This window comes from Euzebya rosea, assembly GCF_003073135.1.
Lineage (GTDB): Bacteria > Actinomycetota > Nitriliruptoria > Euzebyales > Euzebyaceae > Euzebya > Euzebya rosea.
This window is the reverse complement of record NZ_PGDQ01000004.1, coordinates 281,801-301,705: the sequence shown is the minus strand read 5'-3', so window position 1 is coordinate 301,705 and position 19,905 is coordinate 281,801. Positions and strand designations below refer to the sequence as shown.

Below are 19,905 nucleotides of genomic sequence, written 5' to 3'. Positions count from 1 at the left end.
GGGATCGTGGGGGGCCGCCGTCCCGGACGCAAAACGGCGTCGACCCCGCCGTGGTGGCGGGGTCGACGCACGTGTCCGGTGCGGAGGGTTACTCGGTGGCCTCGTCGGCCGGAGCGTCCTCTGCGGGAGCGTCGGCGGTGTCCTCGGACACGGCCTGCTCGGTGGTGGTGTCGTCCTCGGCAGGCGCAGGCGCGTCGGCCGGAGCCTCCTCGACGGCAGCGTCCTCAGCAGGAGCCTCCTCGACGGCGGCCTCCTCAGCAGGAGCCTCCTCGGCAGCGGTGTCCTCGGCGGGCTCGTCGTCCTTGACAGCAGCAGCCTGGGCCTGGACCCGGGCGATGACGTCCTGGGCGGACAGGCCACCCTCCTCGGAGCTGGCCTCCTCGGAGCTGGCCTGCGTCCCCTGGGAACGCTGCAGGGCCTGGGCCAGGGCAGCACCCATGGCCGAGCCACCGTCGCCAGCCTCGGGCGCACGGCCCGAGGAGGAGTCCTCCGCGGCGTAGGCCGGGGCCTCGTCGATCTCCGGGGCCTCGCCGTAGCCGGCCTTGACGGCCTGCTTCAGGGAGAGGGAGATACGACGACGGACGTCGTCGATGTCGATGATCTTGACGGTGATCCGGTCGTTGACCTTCACGACCTGCTCGGGCTGCTCGACGTGGGCGTCGGCCAGCTCGGAGATGTGGATCAGGCCCTCGATGCCGTCCTCGACCTTGACGAACGCACCGAACGGCACGAGCTTCGTGACGTTGCCCTCGACGAACTCGCCGACGTAGTGCTGGCGGGCGAACTGCTGCCACGGGTCTTCCTGGGTCGCCTTGAGCGACAGGGAGACGCGCTCGCGCTCCAGGTCGACGTCCAGGACCTCGACCTCGACCTCCTGGCCGAGCTCGACGACCTCACCGGGGTGGTCGACGTGCTTCCAGGACAGCTCGGACACGTGGACCAGGCCGTCGACGCCGCCCAGGTCCACGAAGGCACCGAAGTTGACGCAGGAGCTGACCGTGCCCTTGCGGATCTCGCCCTTCTGCAGGGTCTCGAGGAACTCGCGGCGGAACTCGCTCTGCGTCTCCTCCAGGAACTTGCGACGGGACAGGACGACGTTGTTGCGGTTCTTGTCGAGCTCGATGACCTTGCACTCGAGCTCCTGGCCCACGTAGGGGTGCAGGTCGCGGACACGACGCATCTCCACCAGCGAGGCGGGCAGGAAGCCGCGCAGGCCGATGTCGAGGATGAGGCCGCCCTTGACGACCTCGATGACGGTGCCGGTGACCGTGGAGTCCCGCTCGTGGATCTCCTCGATCTTGCCCCAGGCGCGCTCGTACTGGGCGCGCTTCTTGGACAGGACCAGACGACCGTCCTTGTCCTCCTTCTGCAGGACCAGTGCCTCGATGACATCACCGACGGCGACGACCTCGTTGGGGTCGACGTCGTGCTTGATGCTCAGCTCGCGCGAGGGGATGACACCCTCGGACTTGAACCCGATGTCCAGCAGGACCTCTTCGGGGTCGACCTTGACGACAACCCCCTCCACGATGTCGCCGTCGTCGAAGTCCTTGACGGTGGCCTCGAGGGCAGCGAGGAACGCTTCTTCGGAGCCGAACTCCTCGAGGAGGATGGCGGCACCTCGTTCGCGTTCTTCGTCCACAGCGGACGTGAGGGTGTACTGGTCGGTCATGTTGGCGGTCCGTTCACAGGGGATTCTGCAGGGTGTCGACGTCGGTCGACGCTGGCTTCGATGGGAGTGCCCCTCGTCCGGGGGGCCACGGGTGCTGGGGCGCGGCTCTGTCGCGTGCAGCACAGAAAGCCCCGAATAGGGGCGAGCAGCCAGTCTGCTGTACCACCCGGCCGCTGTCAACCAAGGGCAACGACGGCGAGCCCGACCGGGTCAGACGGCCGGTCGCTCGTCCTCGGTGTAGGGGTGGATCCGCAGGTCCGCCCACACCCACACGGTCTTGGAGCGGGGGTAGAACCAGATCGGCACCGCGACCATCACGCCGATGGCGATGAACGTCAGCGCACCCCACGGCACGTCGGGCCAGGTCAGCAGGATCGTCCCGAGGAACGCCACGAAGAAGCTGATCAGGCACACGGCCATGTTCATGATCAGGGCGCCGACCCAGTAGCCGTCCTCGCCGTGGGTGTAGGAGTAGTGGCAGCTGGGGCACTCGTCGACGACGTTGCCGTACCCCTCGGTGATCCCGTCGTGCCCGCAGAGGGGACAGCGAACGCGCAGGGCGTTCAGCAGCGACGGGGAACGGGGCTCGGCGGGCATGTCCCCAATGATGCCAGCGGTGTCACGTCCCGACGATTCCGGGGACCGGCCGTCAGGCCGATCCGGCGACCGACCGCATCTGCTGACGCGCCGCTTCGGCGCCGGTGGCGATGGGCGCCATCAGCACCTCCTCCGGGACACCGAACGCCTCGACCAGCTCCAGCGCCCGTGGCCGCAGCTCGTTGCACAGCACGTCGACCATCTGGGTGATCCCCTTGGTGGTCTCGGGGGTCAGGCGGCCGTGCTCGAGGAACCAGCCCCGGTCGGCCTCGATGGTGTGCAGGGCGTAGAGGTCGGCGACCAGCCCGAGCAGCTCGCGCACGTCGTCGTCCTCGCACCTGCCGACCGCCGCGGTCAGGTGGCCGAGCACGACGTTCTCCATGTGCACGCGGGCGGCGTACAGGACGTGGGTCTGGGCCCGGTTGAAGGCCGCGAAGGCATCGCCGTCGTCGTCCATGCCGGCCTTGATGCGGGCGGCCACCGTCTCGAGGGCGTGTTCCTCCCGGTCGGCGAACAGCTCGCAGTGCCAGCCGCGGTCGCGCAGGTCCTCGGTCTGCCGGACCGGGGCGGCGCCACGGAGGGACTGCAGCAGGGGCACGGCCCGCAGCCGCTCCACCACGTTGTCCAGCACCCGGTCGGCGACGAACCGCACGGTGCCCATCAGGTCCAGCTCCGAGAACTCCTCGCTGTACCCGGTGAGCAGGCCCTTGGCGACCAGCTGCATGAGCACGGTGTTGGCACCCTCGAACGTCGCGAAGACGTCGGTGTCGGCGCGCAGCGACGGCAGCCGGTTCTCCGACAGGTAGCCGGCGCCGCCGCAGGCCTCGCGGCAGGCCTGCATGACCTCGTTGCAGTGCCACGTCGCCTGCGCCTTCATGCCGGCGGCGATCGACTCGACCTCGCGGCGTGCCTCCGGGTCGTCGCCGTCCTGGGAGGCGACGTAGCGACGCAGCAGCTCCTCCTGCGCGAAGTGCAGCGCGTAGGTGCGGGCCAGCAGCGGCAGCAGCAGCCGCTGGTGGGCCTGGTAGTCCAGCAGGCGGTTCTCGTGGACCTCGTCGGGCGCGGAGAACTGTCGCCTGGTCTCGCCGTAACGGACGGCGATGGTGAGGGCGACCTTGCTGGCGTTGATCGCCGCACCCGAGACCGACGTACGGCCCTGCACCAGCGCACCCAGCATGGTGAAGAACCGGCGGGTGCGGCTCTCGATGGTGCTTCGGTAGGTGCCGTCGGGATCCACCGTGCCGAAGCGGTCCAGCAGGTTGGTGCGCGGGACACGCACGGCATCGAAGGTGATGCGGCCGTTGTCCACCCCGTTGAGCCCGGCCTTGTGGCCGTCGTCCTCGATGTGGACGCCCGGCAGCAGGTTGTGCTCGTCGTCGCGCAGCGGGACCAGCAGGGCGTGCACCCCGTGGTTGGTGTCGTCGACGATCAGCTGGGCGAACACCACGGCCATGCGCCCGTCACGGGCGGCGTTGCCGATGTAGTCCTTGCGGGCGTCCTCGTCGGGGGTGTGGACGATGAACTCGTCGGTGGCCGGCGCGTAGGTCGCGGTGGTCCGCAGCTGCTCGACGTCGGAGCCGTGCCCCGTCTCGGTCATGGCGAAGCAGCCGGGCAGGGCAAGGGTGACGATGTCGGGGCCGTAGCGCTCGATCTGCTCGGGGTTGCCGAGCTGCATCACGGCCCCGCCGAACAGGCCCCACTGGACCCCCACCTTGACCAGCAGGGACAGGTCACCGAAGGCCAGCGTCTCGAAGGCCGCGATACCACCCCCGGGGTCGTCGTGGCCGCCCACGCGGCTCGGGAACCCCAGCGACGGGCCGATGCCGTGGCTGGCGAGGCGCTGCATCTGCTGGGCGACGCGCGCCCGGTGCTCCTCCACCCCCAACCCGATGGCGGGTCCCATGTCGGGGTCCTTCAGCAACGTCCGGACCTCGTCCCGGACGGCCGCGTGGGGTCCGTCGAGCAGCGTGCGCAGTGCCTGGGTGGTGCTCACAGGACGGAACGTAACCCCTGCCCCGGGGCGCGAAACACCCGGTTCGGAGTATTTCCGGTCAGCCGGAGAGGGCCCGGTCGAGGTCCTCGCGCAGGTCCTCGACGTCCTCCAGCCCCACCGACAGCCGGATGGTCCCGTCGCTGATGCCGATCGCCTGCCGTGCCTCGGGACCGATGCGCCGGTGCGTGGTCGTCGCCGGATGGGTGGTGAGGGACTTGGCGTCGGCGAAGTTGTTGGAGATGTCGATGACCCGCAGGGCGTTGAGGACCGCGAACGCCCGGTCGGTGCCACCGTCGACCTCGAAGGTGACGACCGTGCCGCCGCCGGTCATCTGGCGGCGGGCCAGGTCGTGCTGCGGGTGGGACGGCAGCCACGGGTGGCGCACCCACGTGACGGACTCGTGGCCCTCCAGCCAGCCGGCCAGGTCGAGGGCCGACGCGGCCATGCGCTCGACGCGCAGCGACATCGTCTCGAGGCTCTTGAGGACCACCCAGGCGTTGAAGGGGCTCATCGTCGGGCCGGTGTGCCGCATGAACGGCTGCAGCTGCTCACCGATGAAGCTGGCCGTCCCGAGGACCATCCCGCCGAGCGTGCGGCCGTGGCCGTCCATGTGCTTGGTGGTGGAGTAGACGACGACATCGGCGCCGTGGTCGAGCGGCCGCTGGAAGACGGGTGAGGCGAAGATGTTGTCGACGACGACGGTCGCCCCGGCCGCGTGGGCCAGATCGCTGACCGCCGCGACGTCGACCAGCTGCTGCATGGGGTTGGCCGGACTCTCGAAGAACACCGCCTGTGCGGGGCGTGCCAGCGCCTGCTCCCACTGGTCGAGGTCCTCGCCGTCGACGAAGTCGCAGGCGATCCCGTAGCGCGGCAGCAGCTCGTCGAGGATGACGAAGCAGGACCCGAAGAGGCTGCGGGAGGCCACGACCCGATCGCCCGCGCGGGTGCAGGCCAGCAGGGCGTTGAACACCGCCGCCATGCCGCTGGCGGTCGCCCATGCCGCCTCGGCCCCCTCCATGGCGCGCACCCGCTCCTGCAGCATCGTCACCGTCGGGTTGGACACCCGTGAGTAGCGATGGCGGGCCAGCTCACCGGCGAAGGCCGCCGCGGCCTCCTCGGCAGAGCCGTACACGTACCCCGACGTCAGGTAGAGGGCCTCGGCGGTCTCGTCGTGGTGGCCGCGGTCCAGCCCCGCACGGACCGCGAGGGTGTCGGGGCGCAGCTGCTGCTCGTCCATGTCAGCGGGTCCCGGCCATGTCAGTGCTTCTCCGCCTCGGCCCACGACGGCCCGGACGCCCAGTCGACCTCCAGCGGCACCGCCAGCTCGATGACCCCGGACATGGTGTCGACCAGCAGGTCGCGGAGCTGGTCGTGGTCGGCGGTGGTCGCCTCGCACACCAGCTCGTCGTGGACCTGCAGCAGCAGCTGGGGGGCTGGGTCACCGGCCCAGTCGGCGGCGGCCATGGCCGCGCGGACGTCGTTCATGGCGATCTTCATGATGTCGGCGGCGGTGCCCTGGATCGGCGCGTTGAGGGCCATGCGCTCGGCCATCGCGCGACGCTGCCGGTTCTCGCTCATCAGGTCGGGCAGGTACCGCCGTCGGCCCGTCAGGGTCTCGGTGTAGCCGCTGCGTCGGGCTTCCTCCACCCCCCCGTACAGGTAGGACCGCACCCCGGGGAACCGCTCGAAGTAGGCGTCCATCAGCTCCTGTGCCTCGTCGCGGCCGATGGCCAGCTGCTGGGCCAGGCCGAAGGCGCTCAGGCCGTAGGCCAGCCCGTAGGTCATGCCCTTGATCTTCGACCGCTGCGTGTTGTCGACGTCGGCGACGTCGACCCCGAAGACCTTGGCGGCCGTCGCGGCGTGGATGTCCTCGCCCGAGCCGAAGGCGTCCAGCAACCCCTCGTCCCCGGACAGGTGGGCCATGACCCGCAGCTCGATCTGGGAGTAGTCGGCCACGACCAGGGTGTCGTAGCCCTCCCCCGGCACGAACGCTCGGCGGATCTGCCGGCCGAGCTCGGTGCGGATCGGGATGTTCTGCAGGTTGGGGTTCTGGCTGGACAGCCGGCCGGTCACGGCGACGGTCTGGTTGAACTCCGCGTGCACCCGCCGGGTGCCCTCCGCACCGACCATCGCCAGCAGCGGGTCGATGTAGGTGCCCTTGAGCTTGCTGTACTCGCGGTAGTCGAGGATGGCCTGGATGACGGGGTGTTCCTCGATGATCTTGCGGAGCTCGGCCGCGTCGGTGGACCAGCCGGTCTTGATCTTCTTGGTCTTCTTCAGCCCGAGGTGTTCGAACAGCAGGCTCTGCAGCTTCTTGGGCGAGTCGAGGAAGCCGAGGTCGAGGAAGTCCTCGAGGTCGCGTTCATCGGCCTCGACCGCCGTCAGCGCGCGGGAGCGGGCGTCGGCGACCTTGTCCTCGAGGTCGGCGCCCAGCTCGGCCAGGACTCGGCCGTCGACGGTGATGCCGGCCCGCTCGAGGTCGGCGAGGCCGGCGATCAGCGGCAGCTCGATGCGACGGATCAGGTCGGCCTGCCCGCGCTGCGTCACCTCGGCGTCGAGCACCTCGGCCAGCTCGAACAGGGCCTGCGCCTCAAACGCCCGGGCACGCCAGGCGGTGTCCTGCTCGGTCTCGAACATGCCGAGCTGCCCCGACTCCTCACCCGCCTGCTGGACCTCCTCCTCGGTGGCCAGGTGCTTGGAGAGGTACTCCAGCGCCAGCTTGTCCAGCGCGTAGGTGCGGGCCGATGGCTGCAGGACGTAGGCCCAGACCTCGGTGTCGATGGTGGGCTGGACGGGTTCGGGCAACCCCGCACCGCGGGCGAAGTGGTGCAGCTTCTTGCCGTCGTGGACCCACAGGGGGTGGCCGTCCTCGCCCGTCAGCAGGCGCTGGAGCGCCGCCCGGTCGGCGTCGTCCCACACCGTCGTGCGGGCGGTGATCGGGTCGGCACCGGAGGCGGCGAGCGCGATGGCGACCGCGTCGACGTCGGGCAGCGCACCCTCGGTCGTGGGCACGATCGCGACGGGCTGGCCACCGGGGACCTTGTCCAGCCACGCGGCGATGTCGCCGCCGTCGCCGCGGACCGGTTCGGTGTCGAACCCGCCGGCGGCGTCCTCTGCCTGGGCACCGAGGACCGTCTCGTTGAGCCGGTCCCACAACGACCGGAACTCCAGGGTGGCGAAGAGGCGCTGGACCGCGGGGGCGTCGATCTCGCCGCGGCGGAAGTCCTCCACCGGCCGGGGCAGGGGCAGCTGGCGGTTCACCGTCGTGACGATGCGGCTGGCCATGACGGCGTCGCGGTGCTCCAGCAGCATCGCGGGCACCTTCTTGCCGCGGATGCTGTCGATGTTGTCGTAGATGCCCTCCAGCGTCCCGTGGGCGGCCAGCAGCTTCGCGGCGGTCTTGTCGCCGACCCCGGGCACGCCGGGGATGTTGTCGCTGGGGTCACCGCGCAGCGCGGCGAGCATCGGGTAGCTGGTCGGTGGCACGCCGTACTTGTCCTCGACCGCGGCGGTGTCCATCACGATCGTGTCGCTGATGCCCCGTCGGGTGTAGAGCACCCGGACGGCCCCGTGCTCGCCGTCGCCCTCGTCGACCAGCTGGAACAGGTCACGGTCGCCGGTCACGACCAGCACGTCCCACCCGTCGGCCTTGGCGGTCTCCGCGTAGCTGGCGATCAGGTCGTCGGCCTCCTGCCCCTCCAGGTCGACCCGCGGGATGCCCATGGCCTCCAGAACCTCGTCGATCAGCGGCAGCTGCGACCTGAACTCGTCCGGCGACTCCTTCCGGTTGGCCTTGTACTCCGGGAGGATCTCGGTCCGTTCGGCCGGGCGTCCCTTGTCGAAGACCGCCGCGAGCGCCTCGGGCGGGTGCTCGTCGAGCAGCTTGATGACCATGGACGTGAAGCCGTAGGCGGCGTTGGTCACCTGGCCGGTCGTGGTGCGCAGGTCCTCGGGCAGCGCGAAGAAGGCGCGGTAGGCCAGGCTGTAGCCATCCAGGAGGGCGAGGGTCGGGCGAGAGGCAGTCATGGAGGCGTCGATCCTACGTCGAGCAGGAGATCGGTGGTTTCATGTCGAAGGCCTCGCACGACGGCCGGACCCTGCCCCCGTGGGCCCGGCCCGCGCACCGTCATGCACACATTCCTCCGACGGTCGTAGTAGCGTTACGACCGTGGTAGGAGATGTCCCCGTGGCGGTGTGTTGCGGGACACTCGCACAACACGGTGGCCCGGAGGGAATTCCCCCCGAGGGAATCACCTCCTACAGCAATCGCAAGTAATCTGCCGCGCGTGCCGACCCTGCAGGTCCTGTCAGGCCCTGCGAGCACGCTACGCACAACCCCCATCCAAGAGGAGTCAGTGGCATGACCACCAACCTTAAGTGGCTGCGCCTCGTCGCCATGATCGCCCTGCTGGCGATCGTCGCGACCGCGTGCGCATCCGACAGCGGCGACGAGACCGACGAGGACGCCGGCGACGCCGCGACCGAGGAGACCGTCGACGAGCCCACCGAGGAAGAGGCAACCGACGAGGCGACCGAGGAAGAGGAGCCCGCCGAGGAAGCCACCACCGAGGAAGCCGCCGAGGAGCCCGCCGGTGACGGCGCGGAGAACCTCAAGATGGCCTACATCCTCCCCGAGACCGGTCAGCTCGCCTTCCTGGGCCCGCCGATCATCAACGGCTTCCAGCTCGCCGTGCAGCAGATCAACGAGGCCGGCGGCGTCAACGGTGCCGAGGTCCTGCAGGACGGCGGTGACGAGGGTGACGGTGATGGCACCATCGCCAACCAGACCGCTGACCGCCTGCTCGCCGAGGACGTCCACGTGATCATGGGTGCGGCGTCGTCCGGTATCTCCCTGACGATCATCGACAAGATCACCGGTGCCGGCGTCGTCCAGTGCTCGCCGTCCAACACCTCCCCCACCTTCACCAACTACGACGACGGTGGCCTGTACTTCCGTGCCGCCCCGACCGACGCCCTGCAGGGTCCGGTCCTGGCCGAGCAGATCGTGGCCGCTGGCGGCACCAACGTCGCCGTCCTGGCGCGTGCCGATGACTACGGCCAGGGCCTGCTGGACGCCACCGTGGCTGCCCTCGAGAACGCCGGCGCGACCGTCGCCGTCGAGACCACCTACGACCCGATGGCCCAGAGCTTCGACGCCGAGGTCGAGCAGGTCGTCAACTCCGGCGCGGACGCCGTCGCCCTGATCGCCTTCGACGAGGGTGCCCGCATCCTGTCGACCATGATCGAGCGTGGCGTGGGCCCGGCCGACATCGTTGTCTTCGGTGCCGACGGCATCGCCTCCAACGACACCCCCGGCCTGGTCGACCCGAACAACCCGGCCGTCCTGGCCGGCATGCGCACCACCTCCCCGACCCCTGCGTCGGACGAGGGATTCAACACCGCGCTGTCGGAGTTCGCCCCCGACGTCACCGACACCCTGTTCGCTGCTGAGGGTTACGACTGCGCCATCGCTGCCGCCCTGGCTGCGCACGCTGGTGGGTCCAACTCCTCCCAGGCGATCGCCGACAACATGATCGCCGTCACCGGCGGCGGCACCAAGTGCACCTCCTTCGCGGAGTGCAAGGAGCTGCTGGACGCTGGCGAGGACATCGACTACGACGGCCCGTCCGGTCCGATGGACTTCACCGAGGCCGGCGAGCCCTCGCAGGGCACCTACGCCCTGTCGGAGTTCACCGCCGAGGGCACCCTGGAGCAGATCGACACGATCGTCTCCAGCCAGTAGCACCCGGTCGGTGATCACCCGATCACCACCAGGACATCGCAGGGCCCGGCGCATCACGCGCCGGGCCCTGTTGTCGTTCGCGGGGTGTCGTTCGCGGGGTGTCGGTCGCGGGGGTTGTCGGGCGTCGCGTCTCAGCCGAGCATCAGCCTGGCCTGCTTGAGGACGGCCCGGTCGTCCACGCGGCTCTCGATGACGATGCTGTCGTCCTCGCGCCACAGGGCGTGCTCGAGGGTGTCGCCCGGGAGCACGACGCCGGAGAACCGGGCCTGGTAGCGAGTGACGGCGGTGGTGTCGCCGTCGAGGAGGGTCTGCACGGCGGCCTTGCAGGCGATGCCGAAGGTGCACATGCCGTGGAGGATCGGGCGGTCGAACCCGCCGACGGCCGCGAACGCCGGATCGGCGTGCAGGGGGTTGGCGTCCCCGCTCAGCCGGTACAGCAGCGCCTGCTGCGCCAGGGTCGGCGTCCGCACCGTCGAGTCGGGGTCCCGCCGCGGTGGGCGGATCCGGTCACCGGACGGGCCGGGGTCACCGCCGAAGCCGCCCTCGCCACGGATGAAGGCCGTCATGGTGTTGGTGGCGATGGGCTCGCCGTCGACCGTGGTGGTGTTCTCGAAGACCACCGACGCGCCGGACCGCTTGTCGTACACCCCCACCGCGCGGGCGCTGGAGGTGGCGGTGGCCTCCGTCGGCAGCGGCCGGTGGAGGACCAGGTCGTGCTCGCCGTGGACCAGCATGCGCAGGTCGATGTCGAAGCCGGGGAGGTCGGCGTAGGACGGGATGGGCAGGAAGCCGGGCACCGTCCCGAAGGACGGCATGACCACGAGGTCGGGTTCGTAGGTGAGCCGCAGCTCGCCCGGGTCGGTGGCCGGCACGCCGGCGCCGATCCCGAGGTGGTACAGGATCACGTCCTTGGTCGTCCACGAGGCGTCCCACTCGATGGGGTCGGCGGCCAGCAGGGCATCGATGTCGATCGGCATGGTGGTGGTCTACCAGCTGACGCCCTGCCTGCGACGCCGCGTCCTGCACGACCCCGAACATGACAACGCCCCGACCGTCGGGGCCGGGGCGATGTCGGGGCTCGAGGCCGGAGCGGCCTGGCTAGCCCTTCTTGGTCTCCGCGAAGATGCCGGCGATCTCGTCGATCAGGTCCAGCAGCTTCTGGCCGTCGGCCGGGTCGACGCTCTTCTTGGCGTCACCAGCGGCCTTGATCGCGCGCCAGAACAGGTCGTGCAGCTGTGGGAACTGCTCCACGTGCGGCGGCTTGAAGTAGTCGGTCCACAGCACCGACAGGTGGTGCTTGACCAGCTCGGCCCGCTCCTCCTTGATGGTGATCGCCCGCTGCTTGAAGACCGGGTCGTCGGAGTCCTGGTACTTCTCCGCGCACTTCAGGACCGACTCCGCCTCGATGCGGGCCTGGGCCGGGTCGTAGACGCCGCACATCAGGTCGCAGTGCGCGTGGGCGGTCGTCGGGGCGTTGAAGCGGTCGGTCAGGGTCAGGATTCGCTGGAGCATGTGGTTCTCCTTGAGGGGGTGGACACGAAAGCGGGCCACACTCTAGCTACCCATGGCCCTCCCAACCGACCCGGTCCGAACCCCCCGCCCTGTCACATGGCCTGCAGTCGCCGCCGCGCTCGTCGCGGCCGTCGGCGCCGCCCGGCTGCTCACCCTCCCCCGCGTCACCGTGCAGGGGCCGAGCATGCTGCCCACCCTGCTGCCCGGTGACCGGCTGCTGGTGTCCCCCGGTCCGGTTCGGCCCGGCCGGCTGGTCGTCGTGACCCATCCCGAGGAGGCCGACCGGCTGCTCGTCAAGCGGGCCGAAGCAGTCGACCGTCGCACCGTCACGGTCCGCGGCGACAACCCGTCGGCCAGCACCGACTCACGGCACTTCGGTCCCGTCCCGCGCCGCCTGGTCCTCGGCCGGCCGATCTACCGCTACGCCCCACCCGACCGCGCAGGCTGGCTCTGGTCGACCTGACCCCTCGAGCCCTGTCGGGTCATCGCGACGGGCGGCCCGGTATTCGACACGCGACGTCGTCAGGACAGGGTGATCCGAACGGCGTCGGCGGGGGCGGGGGCGCCGGCGCGGTCGGGGTGCATCACCGACGCCAGGGCGCGAGCGCCGCTGACGACGGCCTGCGGGGTGCACCGGCTGAAGAGGCGGGTGGCGTCCATCGCCCAGAACCGGCCCTCGCGAACGGCCCGGAGGTCGGCGAGCGGCAGACCCCTCGCCTCGTCCACCGACCGCTCGAGGGAGTAGCCGCAGGGGACGAACAGCACGATGTCGGGATCGGCCTCCGCGACCTCCTCGGGGGTGACCCGCCGCGACGCCTCACCCGGGTCGGCCAGGGCGTCGACGCCGCCGGCGAGGTCGATCAGCTCGGGCACCCAGTGGCCGGCGATGAAGTACGGGTCGCCCCACTCCAGCGCCACGATGCGCGGCCGCTCCACCCCGGCGACGGACTCGGCGACCGCGGCGAGGTCCTGCTTGGCCTCCGCGACGACGCGGTCGGCGGTCGCCTCGACCCCGGCGGCCCGGCCGACACGGGCGAGGTCCTCCCACAGGTGGGCGAGGCGGACGGCCGTCAGCATGATCAGCTCGGCACCCTCCGGCACGTCGCCGCGGGCGACCTCGCCGTTGACCGCGCAGACGTCGCAGACGTCCTGGCTGAGCACCAGGCCGGGGTCCAGCTGGTGCAGCAGCGGGCGGTCGGTCCGGTACAGGCTGTGCCCGTCGGCCACGGAGGCGCTGACGGCCGCGTCGATCTCGCCGGGCGTCATCGTCAGGTCGAGGATCGAGCTGGTCAGCACCGGCTTGCCCTCGGCGATGGCGTGGTCGCACTCGTGGGACACCCCGACCAGCCGGTCGCCGAGCCCGAGGGCGGCGGCGATGTCGGTTCCGGAGGGGATGAGGCTGGCGATGGCTGAGGACACGTGGGCTCCCGGGTCTAGCGGTCGGTGGAGGGGTGGTCGGCGCGCCAGCGGGCGAGGCCGGCGGTGATGGCGGTGTGGGTGGCCATGGCCAGGTCGTGGCCGACCCGTGTGGCGGGGCCGGCAAACGACGACGGACCGTCCCACAAGGAGGGGTCGATGCCCTCGGGCCGCGACCGGACCGGCGCGGCCGCGACCAGGATCGAGTCGGTGGCGGTGCCGGTGGCGACGCCGTCGCGGTTGGTGGCCGGCAGCCCGGCGTCGGCGATGGCCTGCGCCTTGGCCTCCGTCAACGTCTGCACCGCGTTGACCAGCCCGGCGTCGTCGAGGCGGGCATCGAGCACGGCGGCGATGTTGATCGTCCCGGGCCCGTGGTGGGGTTCCCAGCTGCCGGCTGCCGCCAGCGGCACGGACACCCCGACCGTGGCGACGACCCACGCCAGGCCCTGCCGCCCCTCGACCCAGCGGTCGACCGCCGCGGCCGTCATGGTGGCCACCAGCGGACCGTCGAGGTCGTCGGCGCGTTCCTTCAGGTGGGCGACGGGGTCCAGCCGGTCGTAGGCCAGCGGCACCTCGAGGTTCAGCCAGGTCCGGACGGTGCCGATGCCGCCCCCCACGATGGTGGAGGCCACGCAGGGACGGGCCTGGTCGAGGACGAGGACCAGGCGGTCCCCGTCGACGGTCAGCCGGTGGTCTGCAGCCACTCGGCGACCCGGTCGGCATAGTAGGTCAGGACGATGTCGGCGCCGGCTCGCTTGATGCCGGTGAGGGTCTCGATGGCGATGGCTCGCTCGTCCAGCCAACCCGCCCGTGACGCGGCGGCGATCATGAGGTACTCACCGCTCACCTGGTAGGCGGCGACGGGCACCGTGGAGACGTCGGCGAGCCGTCGGATGACGTCGAGGTACGGACCGGCGGGCTTGACCATGACCATGTCGGCACCCTCGAGCACGTCCTGCTCGTACTCGCGCAGCGCCTCGCGGACGTTGCCGGGATCCATCTGGTAGGTCTTCTTGTCGCCGGACTTGGGAGCGGAGTCGAGCGCGCCCCGGAAGGGGCCGTAGAAGGCGGAGGCGTACTTGGCGGTGTAGGACATGATCCCGACGTCGGTGTGGCCGTCGGCGTCGAGCGCGTCGCGGATCGCCTCGACCCGGCCGTCCATCATGTCGCTGGGCGCGATGACGTCGGCGCCGGCGTCGGCCTGGCACACGGCCTGCATGGCGAGGACCTCGACGGTCTCGTCGTTGAGGATCCGACCGTCGGGGGCGACGATCCCGTCGTGGCCCTCGCTGGAGTAGGGGTCGAGCGCCACGTCGGTGATGACCAGCATGTCCGGGTGGGCGTCCTTGATCGCCCGGATCGCCCGCGGGTACAGCCCGTCGGGGTTGTGGCACTCCTCGCCCCTCGGGGACTTCAGCACATCCTCGATCTTGGGGAACAGCACGACCCCCCGGATGCCGAGTGCGGCGACCCGGCCGACCTCCTCGACCAGCCCGTCGAGGCTCCAGCGGGTCACGCCGGGCATCGACTCGATCGGCACGTCGTGCTCGTCGACGTGCAGGAACATCGGCAGCAGCATGTCGGCCGGGGTGAGCGTGGTCTCGCGGACCAGGTCGCGCAGGGCCGGCGTGGCTCGGTTGCGACGAGGCCGGATGGGCAGGTCCAGCTGGTGGGTCATCGGGGTCTCCTGCGGGGTGTGGGAGTCGCCGACACGGTAGCCGACGGCATGGGTGTCACCCGCCGGCCCGTGGGCCGGGACGGACACCGGCACGCGCCAGCAGGGCGTTGATGTCGACGTGATCGGCGACGACCGACGCGAGGCGGTCCAGGTCGGCCTCGCGGCGTGCGCCCACAGGGGCGTCGCCCGGGACGAAGCGACGGCCCCGCAGGTCCGCGACCCAGCGAAGGAGCGCTCGCCTGGTGTCGTCGTGGTCGGCCAGGCCGTGCCACGACGTGCCCATGACGGCGCCCGACACGGCGCCGCCAGGCTGCCCGTCGGCGTCGCGGACCAGGACCGTCGTCCCGTCGTCGACCCGGGTACGGCCGTGGCGGATCTCGTACCCGGTCGCGGCCGTCCCCAGGGCCGGCGCGTCCCCCTCGACCCGACGCACGATCTTGTCCTCGCCGAAGGTGGTGTCGACGGGGAGCAGGCCGAGTCCGGCGACGGTGCCACGCCTGCCCTCGACGTGGTCGGTGATCGTCCGTCCCAGCATCTGGTAGCCACCGCAGATGCCGAGGATGGGGTTGCCCGCGGCAGCCCGTGCACCCAGTGCCCGGTCCAGGCCGAGCGCGCGGAGCCGGTCGAGGTCGGCGACGGTGGCACGGGTCCCGGGCACGACGACGAGGTCGGCGTCGGCGACGGCCGTCGCCGACTCGGTGAACGTCACCGACACCCCGGGTTCGTGGCCGAGGGCGTCGATGTCGGTGAAGTTGGAGATGCGCTGCAGCCGGAGCACGGCGATCCGCAGCCCCTCCTTCCCCACCGATGGCCCGCCGTCGAGGTCGCGCAGGCCCAGGGAGTCCTCGGCGTCCAGCGCGAGCCCGTCGACCCACGGGACCACCCCGAGGACCGGCACGCCGGTGCGTGCGGTCAGGTCCGCGATCGCCGGTTCCAGCAGGCTCGCGTCACCCCGGAACCGGTTGATGACGAAGCCGCGGATCCGTGCGCGGTCGTCGTCGGGCTGCAGCGCCCACGACCCGTACAGGCTGGCGAAGACGCCGCCCCGCTCGATGTCGCCGACGACCACGACGGGCAGGTCGGCGTCGGCCGCGAGCCCCATGTTGACCAGGTCGCGGTCACGGAGGTTGGGTTCGGCCACGCCGCCCGCCCCCTCGCAGACGACCAGGTCGTGGCGGGCACGGAGGTCTGCGAGCGCCCGGCGGACGTGGGGCCGCAGGCGGGTGGTCAGCGGGCCGTAGCTGACGGCGTCGGCCTCCTGCAGCGGCCGACCGTCGACGACGACGTGGCTGGTCCGCTCACCGCTGGGCTTCAGCAGGATCGGGTTCATGGCGGTGGTGGCGGGGATGCGTGCCGCGGCCGCCTGCAGCGCCTGGGCCCGGCCGATCTCGCCGCCGTCGCTGGCCACCGCGCTGTTGAGCGCCATGTTCTGCGCCTTGAACGGGGCGACGTCGATGCCCCGGTCGACCAGCAGCCGGCAGAGGGCCGCGACGAGGGTGGTCTTGCCGGCGTCGCTGCCCGTCCCGGCGATCAGGATCGCCGGCGCCGGTGCGGTCACGGCCGGTCGCCGGTGGGGACCACCAGGCCGGCTGCACGGACGGCGTCGGCCAGCTGGTGGAGGGTGGTGCACTCGACGGTCTCCGGGCCGTGCAGGCGCCACCGGTCGGGCAGCACCTCCACCGTCAACCACGAGGACCGGTCGACGACGACGGCGCCAGCTCGGGCGAGCGCCCGTCCGGTCCACAACCCGCGGGTGGGGTCGGGGGCCTCGCCGTCCACACCGGTCACGGCGACCTCGGCGCAGCAGTCGACGGGCAGCTGGAAGGACGCGGTCGCCAGGTCGAAGCGGATGTCGTCGCGGCCGAAGGCCCGGTCGATCGCGCCGTCGAGGGCCAGGTCCTCGGGCGCTCCGACCTCCACGCTGCCCGAGCCGTCCAGCAGCCATGCCGTGTCGGCGACGCGAAGGGCAAGGTCGAGATCGTGGATGGAGGCGACCACGGCAAGGTCGCGGGTGGCGGCCAGGCGACGCAGCAGGTCGATGGCCTCGACCCGCCCGGGAAGGTCGAGGAAGGCGGTCGGTTCGTCCAGCAGCAGCACGGCGGGTTCCTGGGCGAGCGCCCGGGCGATCCACACCCGCTGCCGCTGGCCGTCGGACAGCCGGGCCAGCTCGCGGTCGGCCAGATGGGTGGCACCCACGGCCTCGAGCGCATCGTCGACGATGCGGTGGTCGCGATCGGTCATGCGCCCGGACCAGCCGGTGTGGGGATGCCGGCCGATGGCCACGATGTCGCGGGCGCGGAGCAGCCCGACGTCGGGGTGGTCGGTCAGGACGACGGCGATGTGGGTGGCGCGGTCGGCCCGCTTCATCCTCGTCAGCTCGCGCGTGCCGGACCCGGTGGTGGCCGTGACCACGCCCTCGAGCGGTGGGATGACCCCACCGAGGGTGCGCAGCAACGTCGTCTTGCCGGCACCGTTGGGGCCGAGCACGGCGACGAAGCGGCCACGGTGGACCGCCAGGTCGGCGGGTCCGACGATCGGGACGGTCCGACGCCCGTCGTGGTAGCCGGCCCGCAGGCCGGCCGTGGCGAGCACGGGGGACGACGACGTGGTGGCGGGTGGCACGGACGTGGCGGTCACGACAGCACCACCTCCGCCGAGCGACGCAGGCGCATCAGGACGACGATGACGACGGGGGCGCCGAGCACGGGGGTGACGGCGTTGAGCGGCAGCGCGAGGTCCTGGCCGGGGACGCCGGCGATGATCTCGGTGCCGAGGGCCACGCAGGCACCGATCAGCACGACGGACGGCATCAGCACCCGATGGTCGGAGGTGCGCAGCAGCGCCCGGCCGAGGTGTGGCACGGCGAGGCCGACGAAGGCGATGGGTCCGGCGAACGCGGTGATGACCCCCGCGAGGAGGGAGGAGGACACGATGATGACCGCCCGGACGGCCCGGACGTTGACGCCGACGGACTCGGCGTAGCGCTCGCCGAGGAGCAGGGCGTTGAGCCCCTTGACGGTGGAGGCGGCCAGCAGCAGCCCGATGACGGCGGCGGGGACGAGCACGGCCAGCTCGGACCAGGTGACCCCGCGGAAGGACCCCAGGCTCCATGCCAGGTAGGCGCGGAAGTCGTCGGAGTCGGAGAAGAACAGCAGGAGGCTGACGATCGAGCCGGCGAGGTAGCCCGCCATGAGCCCGATGATGAGGACGCTCGTGATGGAGCGGATGCGCCGAGCGAAGGTCAGGACGGCGCCCAGCACCAGCCCAGCCCCGACGGCGGCGGCGACGGCGGTGGACACGCTGCCACCCAGCGCGAGGGTGCCGAGGAACATCGATCCGCTGCCGGCGAGGCTGACCAGGGCGACGCCGAGGCTTGCGCCCGACGCGATGCCGAGCACGAACGGGTCGGCCAGCGGGTTGCGGAACAGGGTCTGCAGCTGCAGGCCGGCGACGGACAGCCCGGCGCCGGCGACCAGCGCGGTCACGGCGCGGGGCAGGCGGATGTCGGTGATGATGACCGACCACGACGACGTTGACGGGTCGCCGCCGGTCAGGACGGTCCAGACCTCGGTGACGGGAATGGAGACCGACCCGAGCGCCAGCGCACCGGCGAACAGGGCGGCGGTCAGGACGACCAAGCCGATGAGGATCGGGACGACGGGGCGACGGCTCGTGCCCCCGTCCTCCCCCCGGTGGGGGGTGTGGGCCGCGCCGGCGCCGGCGGCCGGCGACCGTTCGGCACGATCGGGGGCTGCGTCGTGCATGGACGACGCAGGCCCCGATCGCGTCACCAGGGTCCCGTCGGGCTCGACCCGGCGTGTGGCCGGGTCGAGCGCGGGGGCGGTCGCCGAGATGGCATCGGTGACGGGGTCGGGGGTCATCCCGCTGCGCCGGCCTCGGCGCCGTCACCTGCCTGGGACCCGAGCAGCCCGTAGAACCGGGGCTCGTGGTCGGGCAGCAGGTCGGGGTGCAGGATCGCGACCACGTCGGCCAGGACCAGGTCGGGGCGGACGGCACCCTCCTCGTAGAACCGGTTGCCGCCGGTCGGACCGAGGTCGGCGTCGTTGGCCCACACGTTGTCGGGGAACGCCGCGAACAGGCCGAGCCGCTCGTCGTCGGCGACGAACTGCTCGGGGGTGACCGCGACCGAGCCGGCGGACAACCACACGTCGGCATCCTGGCCACGTTCGAGCACGGTCTCGAGGTCCAGCGGGAGGGTCGAGCCGGGCTCGTCGGCGAACACGTAGGCCCCACCGGCGGCGGCGATCAGCGACGCGGTGTAGGACTCGCCGCCGGAGGCGAACCACGTGCCCGCGAACGGGTCGTTGGTCAGCACCGTGGGACGGTCGTCCTCGGCGACGTCGGCGGCAAGCGCGACGAGCTCGTCCCAGTCAGCGGCGACACCGTCGAAGACGTCCACGACGGCCGCCTCCTCGTTGAGGAGCATCGCCTCGAGCTTCATCCACTCGGCGCGACCGAGGGGGTCGACCTCCAGGTAGGAGGCGTTGGGGACGACCGGCACGTCGAGCGCGGCGAACGGCTCGGTCGGGTCGGCCCCGGAGAAGCCGGCGCTGACCATGATCACGTCGGGTTCGGCGGCGGCAAGGGTCTCGAGGTCAGGGGAGGTCTGATTGCCGACCTCGACGATGTCGCCGGCCTCGGCGGCCTCGACGACGGACTGGGTGGAGGCGTACTGCAGGCCGCCGTGGCCGACCAGGACGTCGGTGCGTCCGATGAGGTCGAAGCCCTGGAGGAAGGTGGTGGAGTACGTCACGGCGCGTTGCACGGGGACGTCGACGACGATGTCGGCCCGGACGTCCTCGGGGAGGGTCGTGCCGCACTGCACGAGCGCGACGGTCAGCGGCACGGCGTCGGCGCTGTCGTTGGGGCGGTCGATCGTGACCAGCTTGACGTTGCCGTCGTAGGTGGCGCGGATGCCCTTGGCGACGTCGAAGGCGACCTTGTCGGGGAACCAGTCGAGGTCCTGCAGGTCCTCGGTGGCGCAGCCGTCGGTGAGGTTGGCCTCCGGCGGTGTGATGTCACCGTCGGCCCCGTCCTCGGTGGCGCCGTCGTCGCTGGCCCCGTCGTCGGTGGCCCCGTCGTCGGCAGCCTCGCCATCGGTCATGGCCGCCTCCTCGGCGTCATCGCCGTCGGTTGCGCCGTCGGTGGCTTCGGTGTCCTCGCCCTCGCTGGAGGGCGGCTCGTTGCTGGTGTCGCGACCCGACGGGTCGGCGGCGCACGCAGCCAGGACAACAACGAGCAGAACGAACATGGCTGCGCCTCGCAGCCTGACA

16 protein-coding genes are annotated in these 19,905 nt (G+C 71.5%); 2 read left to right on the top strand and 14 right to left on the bottom strand.

Annotation, left to right across the window (positions count from 1 at the left end):
• Positions 1-88 precede the first annotated feature (88 nt).
• The 5 genes from rpsA to polA form a co-directional block, all read right to left on the bottom strand.
• On the bottom strand, positions 89-1,672 hold the full coding sequence (gene rpsA, locus CUC05_RS06490) for a 30S ribosomal protein S1 (protein WP_108665261.1): 1,584 nt from the start codon (positions 1,670-1,672) through the stop codon (positions 89-91).
• Positions 1,673-1,882: 210 nt separating this feature from the next.
• Complete coding sequence (locus CUC05_RS06485; RefSeq protein WP_108665260.1) at positions 1,883-2,269, bottom strand: DUF983 domain-containing protein; 387 nt, start codon at positions 2,267-2,269, stop codon at positions 1,883-1,885.
• Positions 2,270-2,321: 52 nt separating this feature from the next.
• A complete protein-coding gene (locus tag CUC05_RS06480; protein WP_108665259.1) occupies positions 2,322-4,262 on the bottom strand; it encodes an acyl-CoA dehydrogenase family protein in 1,941 nt (646 codons plus the stop codon).
• Between the two features lie 58 nt (positions 4,263-4,320).
• Positions 4,321-5,499: an O-succinylhomoserine sulfhydrylase gene (locus CUC05_RS06475; protein WP_108665258.1), complete on the bottom strand. Its 1,179-nt coding sequence runs from the start codon at positions 5,497-5,499 to the stop codon at positions 4,321-4,323.
• 20 nt (positions 5,500-5,519) lie between these two features.
• Positions 5,520-8,288, bottom strand: coding sequence for a DNA polymerase I (gene polA / locus CUC05_RS06470; protein WP_108665257.1), 2,769 nt, complete (start codon positions 8,286-8,288; stop codon positions 5,520-5,522).
• A 334-nt stretch (positions 8,289-8,622) separates the two neighbouring features.
• Between polA and CUC05_RS06465 the strand changes: the two genes are divergently transcribed.
• Positions 8,623-10,005, top strand: a complete 1,383-nt coding sequence (locus CUC05_RS06465; protein ID WP_108665256.1) for an ABC transporter substrate-binding protein — start codon at positions 8,623-8,625, stop codon at positions 10,003-10,005.
• A gap of 131 nt (positions 10,006-10,136) precedes the next feature.
• On the opposite strand, the gene CUC05_RS06460 is transcribed toward CUC05_RS06465, so the two are convergent.
• Both CUC05_RS06460 and sodN read right to left on the bottom strand, forming a co-directional pair.
• Positions 10,137-10,982, bottom strand: a complete 846-nt coding sequence (locus tag CUC05_RS06460; RefSeq protein ID WP_108665255.1) for a MaoC/PaaZ C-terminal domain-containing protein — start codon at positions 10,980-10,982, stop codon at positions 10,137-10,139.
• A gap of 121 nt (positions 10,983-11,103) precedes the next feature.
• Positions 11,104-11,517, bottom strand: a complete 414-nt coding sequence (gene sodN / locus CUC05_RS06455; protein WP_108665254.1) for a superoxide dismutase, Ni — start codon at positions 11,515-11,517, stop codon at positions 11,104-11,106.
• A gap of 52 nt (positions 11,518-11,569) precedes the next feature.
• On the opposite strand from sodN, the gene sodX reads away from it, so the two are divergent.
• On the top strand, positions 11,570-11,980 hold the full coding sequence (gene sodX, locus CUC05_RS06450; RefSeq protein WP_108665253.1) for a nickel-type superoxide dismutase maturation protease: 411 nt from the start codon (positions 11,570-11,572) through the stop codon (positions 11,978-11,980).
• 59 nt (positions 11,981-12,039) lie between these two features.
• On the opposite strand, the gene CUC05_RS06445 is transcribed toward sodX, so the two are convergent.
• From CUC05_RS06445 to CUC05_RS06415, 7 genes are read right to left on the bottom strand one after another with little or no spacing between them, the layout of a single operon-like run.
• Entirely contained in the window at positions 12,040-12,936 is an 897-nt protein-coding gene (locus CUC05_RS06445) for an ABC transporter substrate-binding protein (RefSeq protein WP_108665252.1), read from the bottom strand.
• Positions 12,937-12,950: 14 nt separating this feature from the next.
• Complete coding sequence (locus tag CUC05_RS06440; RefSeq protein ID WP_108665251.1) at positions 12,951-13,637, bottom strand: adenosylcobinamide amidohydrolase; 687 nt, start codon at positions 13,635-13,637, stop codon at positions 12,951-12,953.
• Positions 13,616-14,611, bottom strand: coding sequence for a porphobilinogen synthase (gene hemB / locus CUC05_RS06435; protein WP_170127933.1), 996 nt, complete (start codon positions 14,609-14,611; stop codon positions 13,616-13,618). The genes CUC05_RS06440 and hemB overlap by 22 nt, the downstream gene beginning before the upstream one ends.
• A 55-nt stretch (positions 14,612-14,666) precedes the next feature.
• Complete coding sequence (locus CUC05_RS06430) at positions 14,667-16,169, bottom strand: cobyric acid synthase (RefSeq protein WP_205712160.1); 1,503 nt, start codon at positions 16,167-16,169, stop codon at positions 14,667-14,669.
• Positions 16,166-17,248, bottom strand: coding sequence for an ABC transporter ATP-binding protein (locus tag CUC05_RS25275; RefSeq protein ID WP_108665250.1), 1,083 nt, complete (start codon positions 17,246-17,248; stop codon positions 16,166-16,168). Before CUC05_RS25275 ends, CUC05_RS06430 begins: the two co-directional genes overlap by 4 nt.
• Positions 17,245-18,492 carry an iron ABC transporter permease gene (locus CUC05_RS06420; RefSeq protein ID WP_205712159.1) on the bottom strand — a complete coding sequence of 416 codons (1,248 nt, stop codon included), beginning with the start codon at positions 18,490-18,492 and terminating at the stop codon, positions 17,245-17,247. Before CUC05_RS06420 ends, CUC05_RS25275 begins: the two co-directional genes overlap by 4 nt.
• Entirely contained in the window at positions 18,489-19,883 is a 1,395-nt protein-coding gene (locus tag CUC05_RS06415) for an ABC transporter substrate-binding protein (protein ID WP_108665249.1), read from the bottom strand. Before CUC05_RS06415 ends, CUC05_RS06420 begins: the two co-directional genes overlap by 4 nt.
• Between the last annotated feature and the right edge of the window lie 22 nt (positions 19,884-19,905).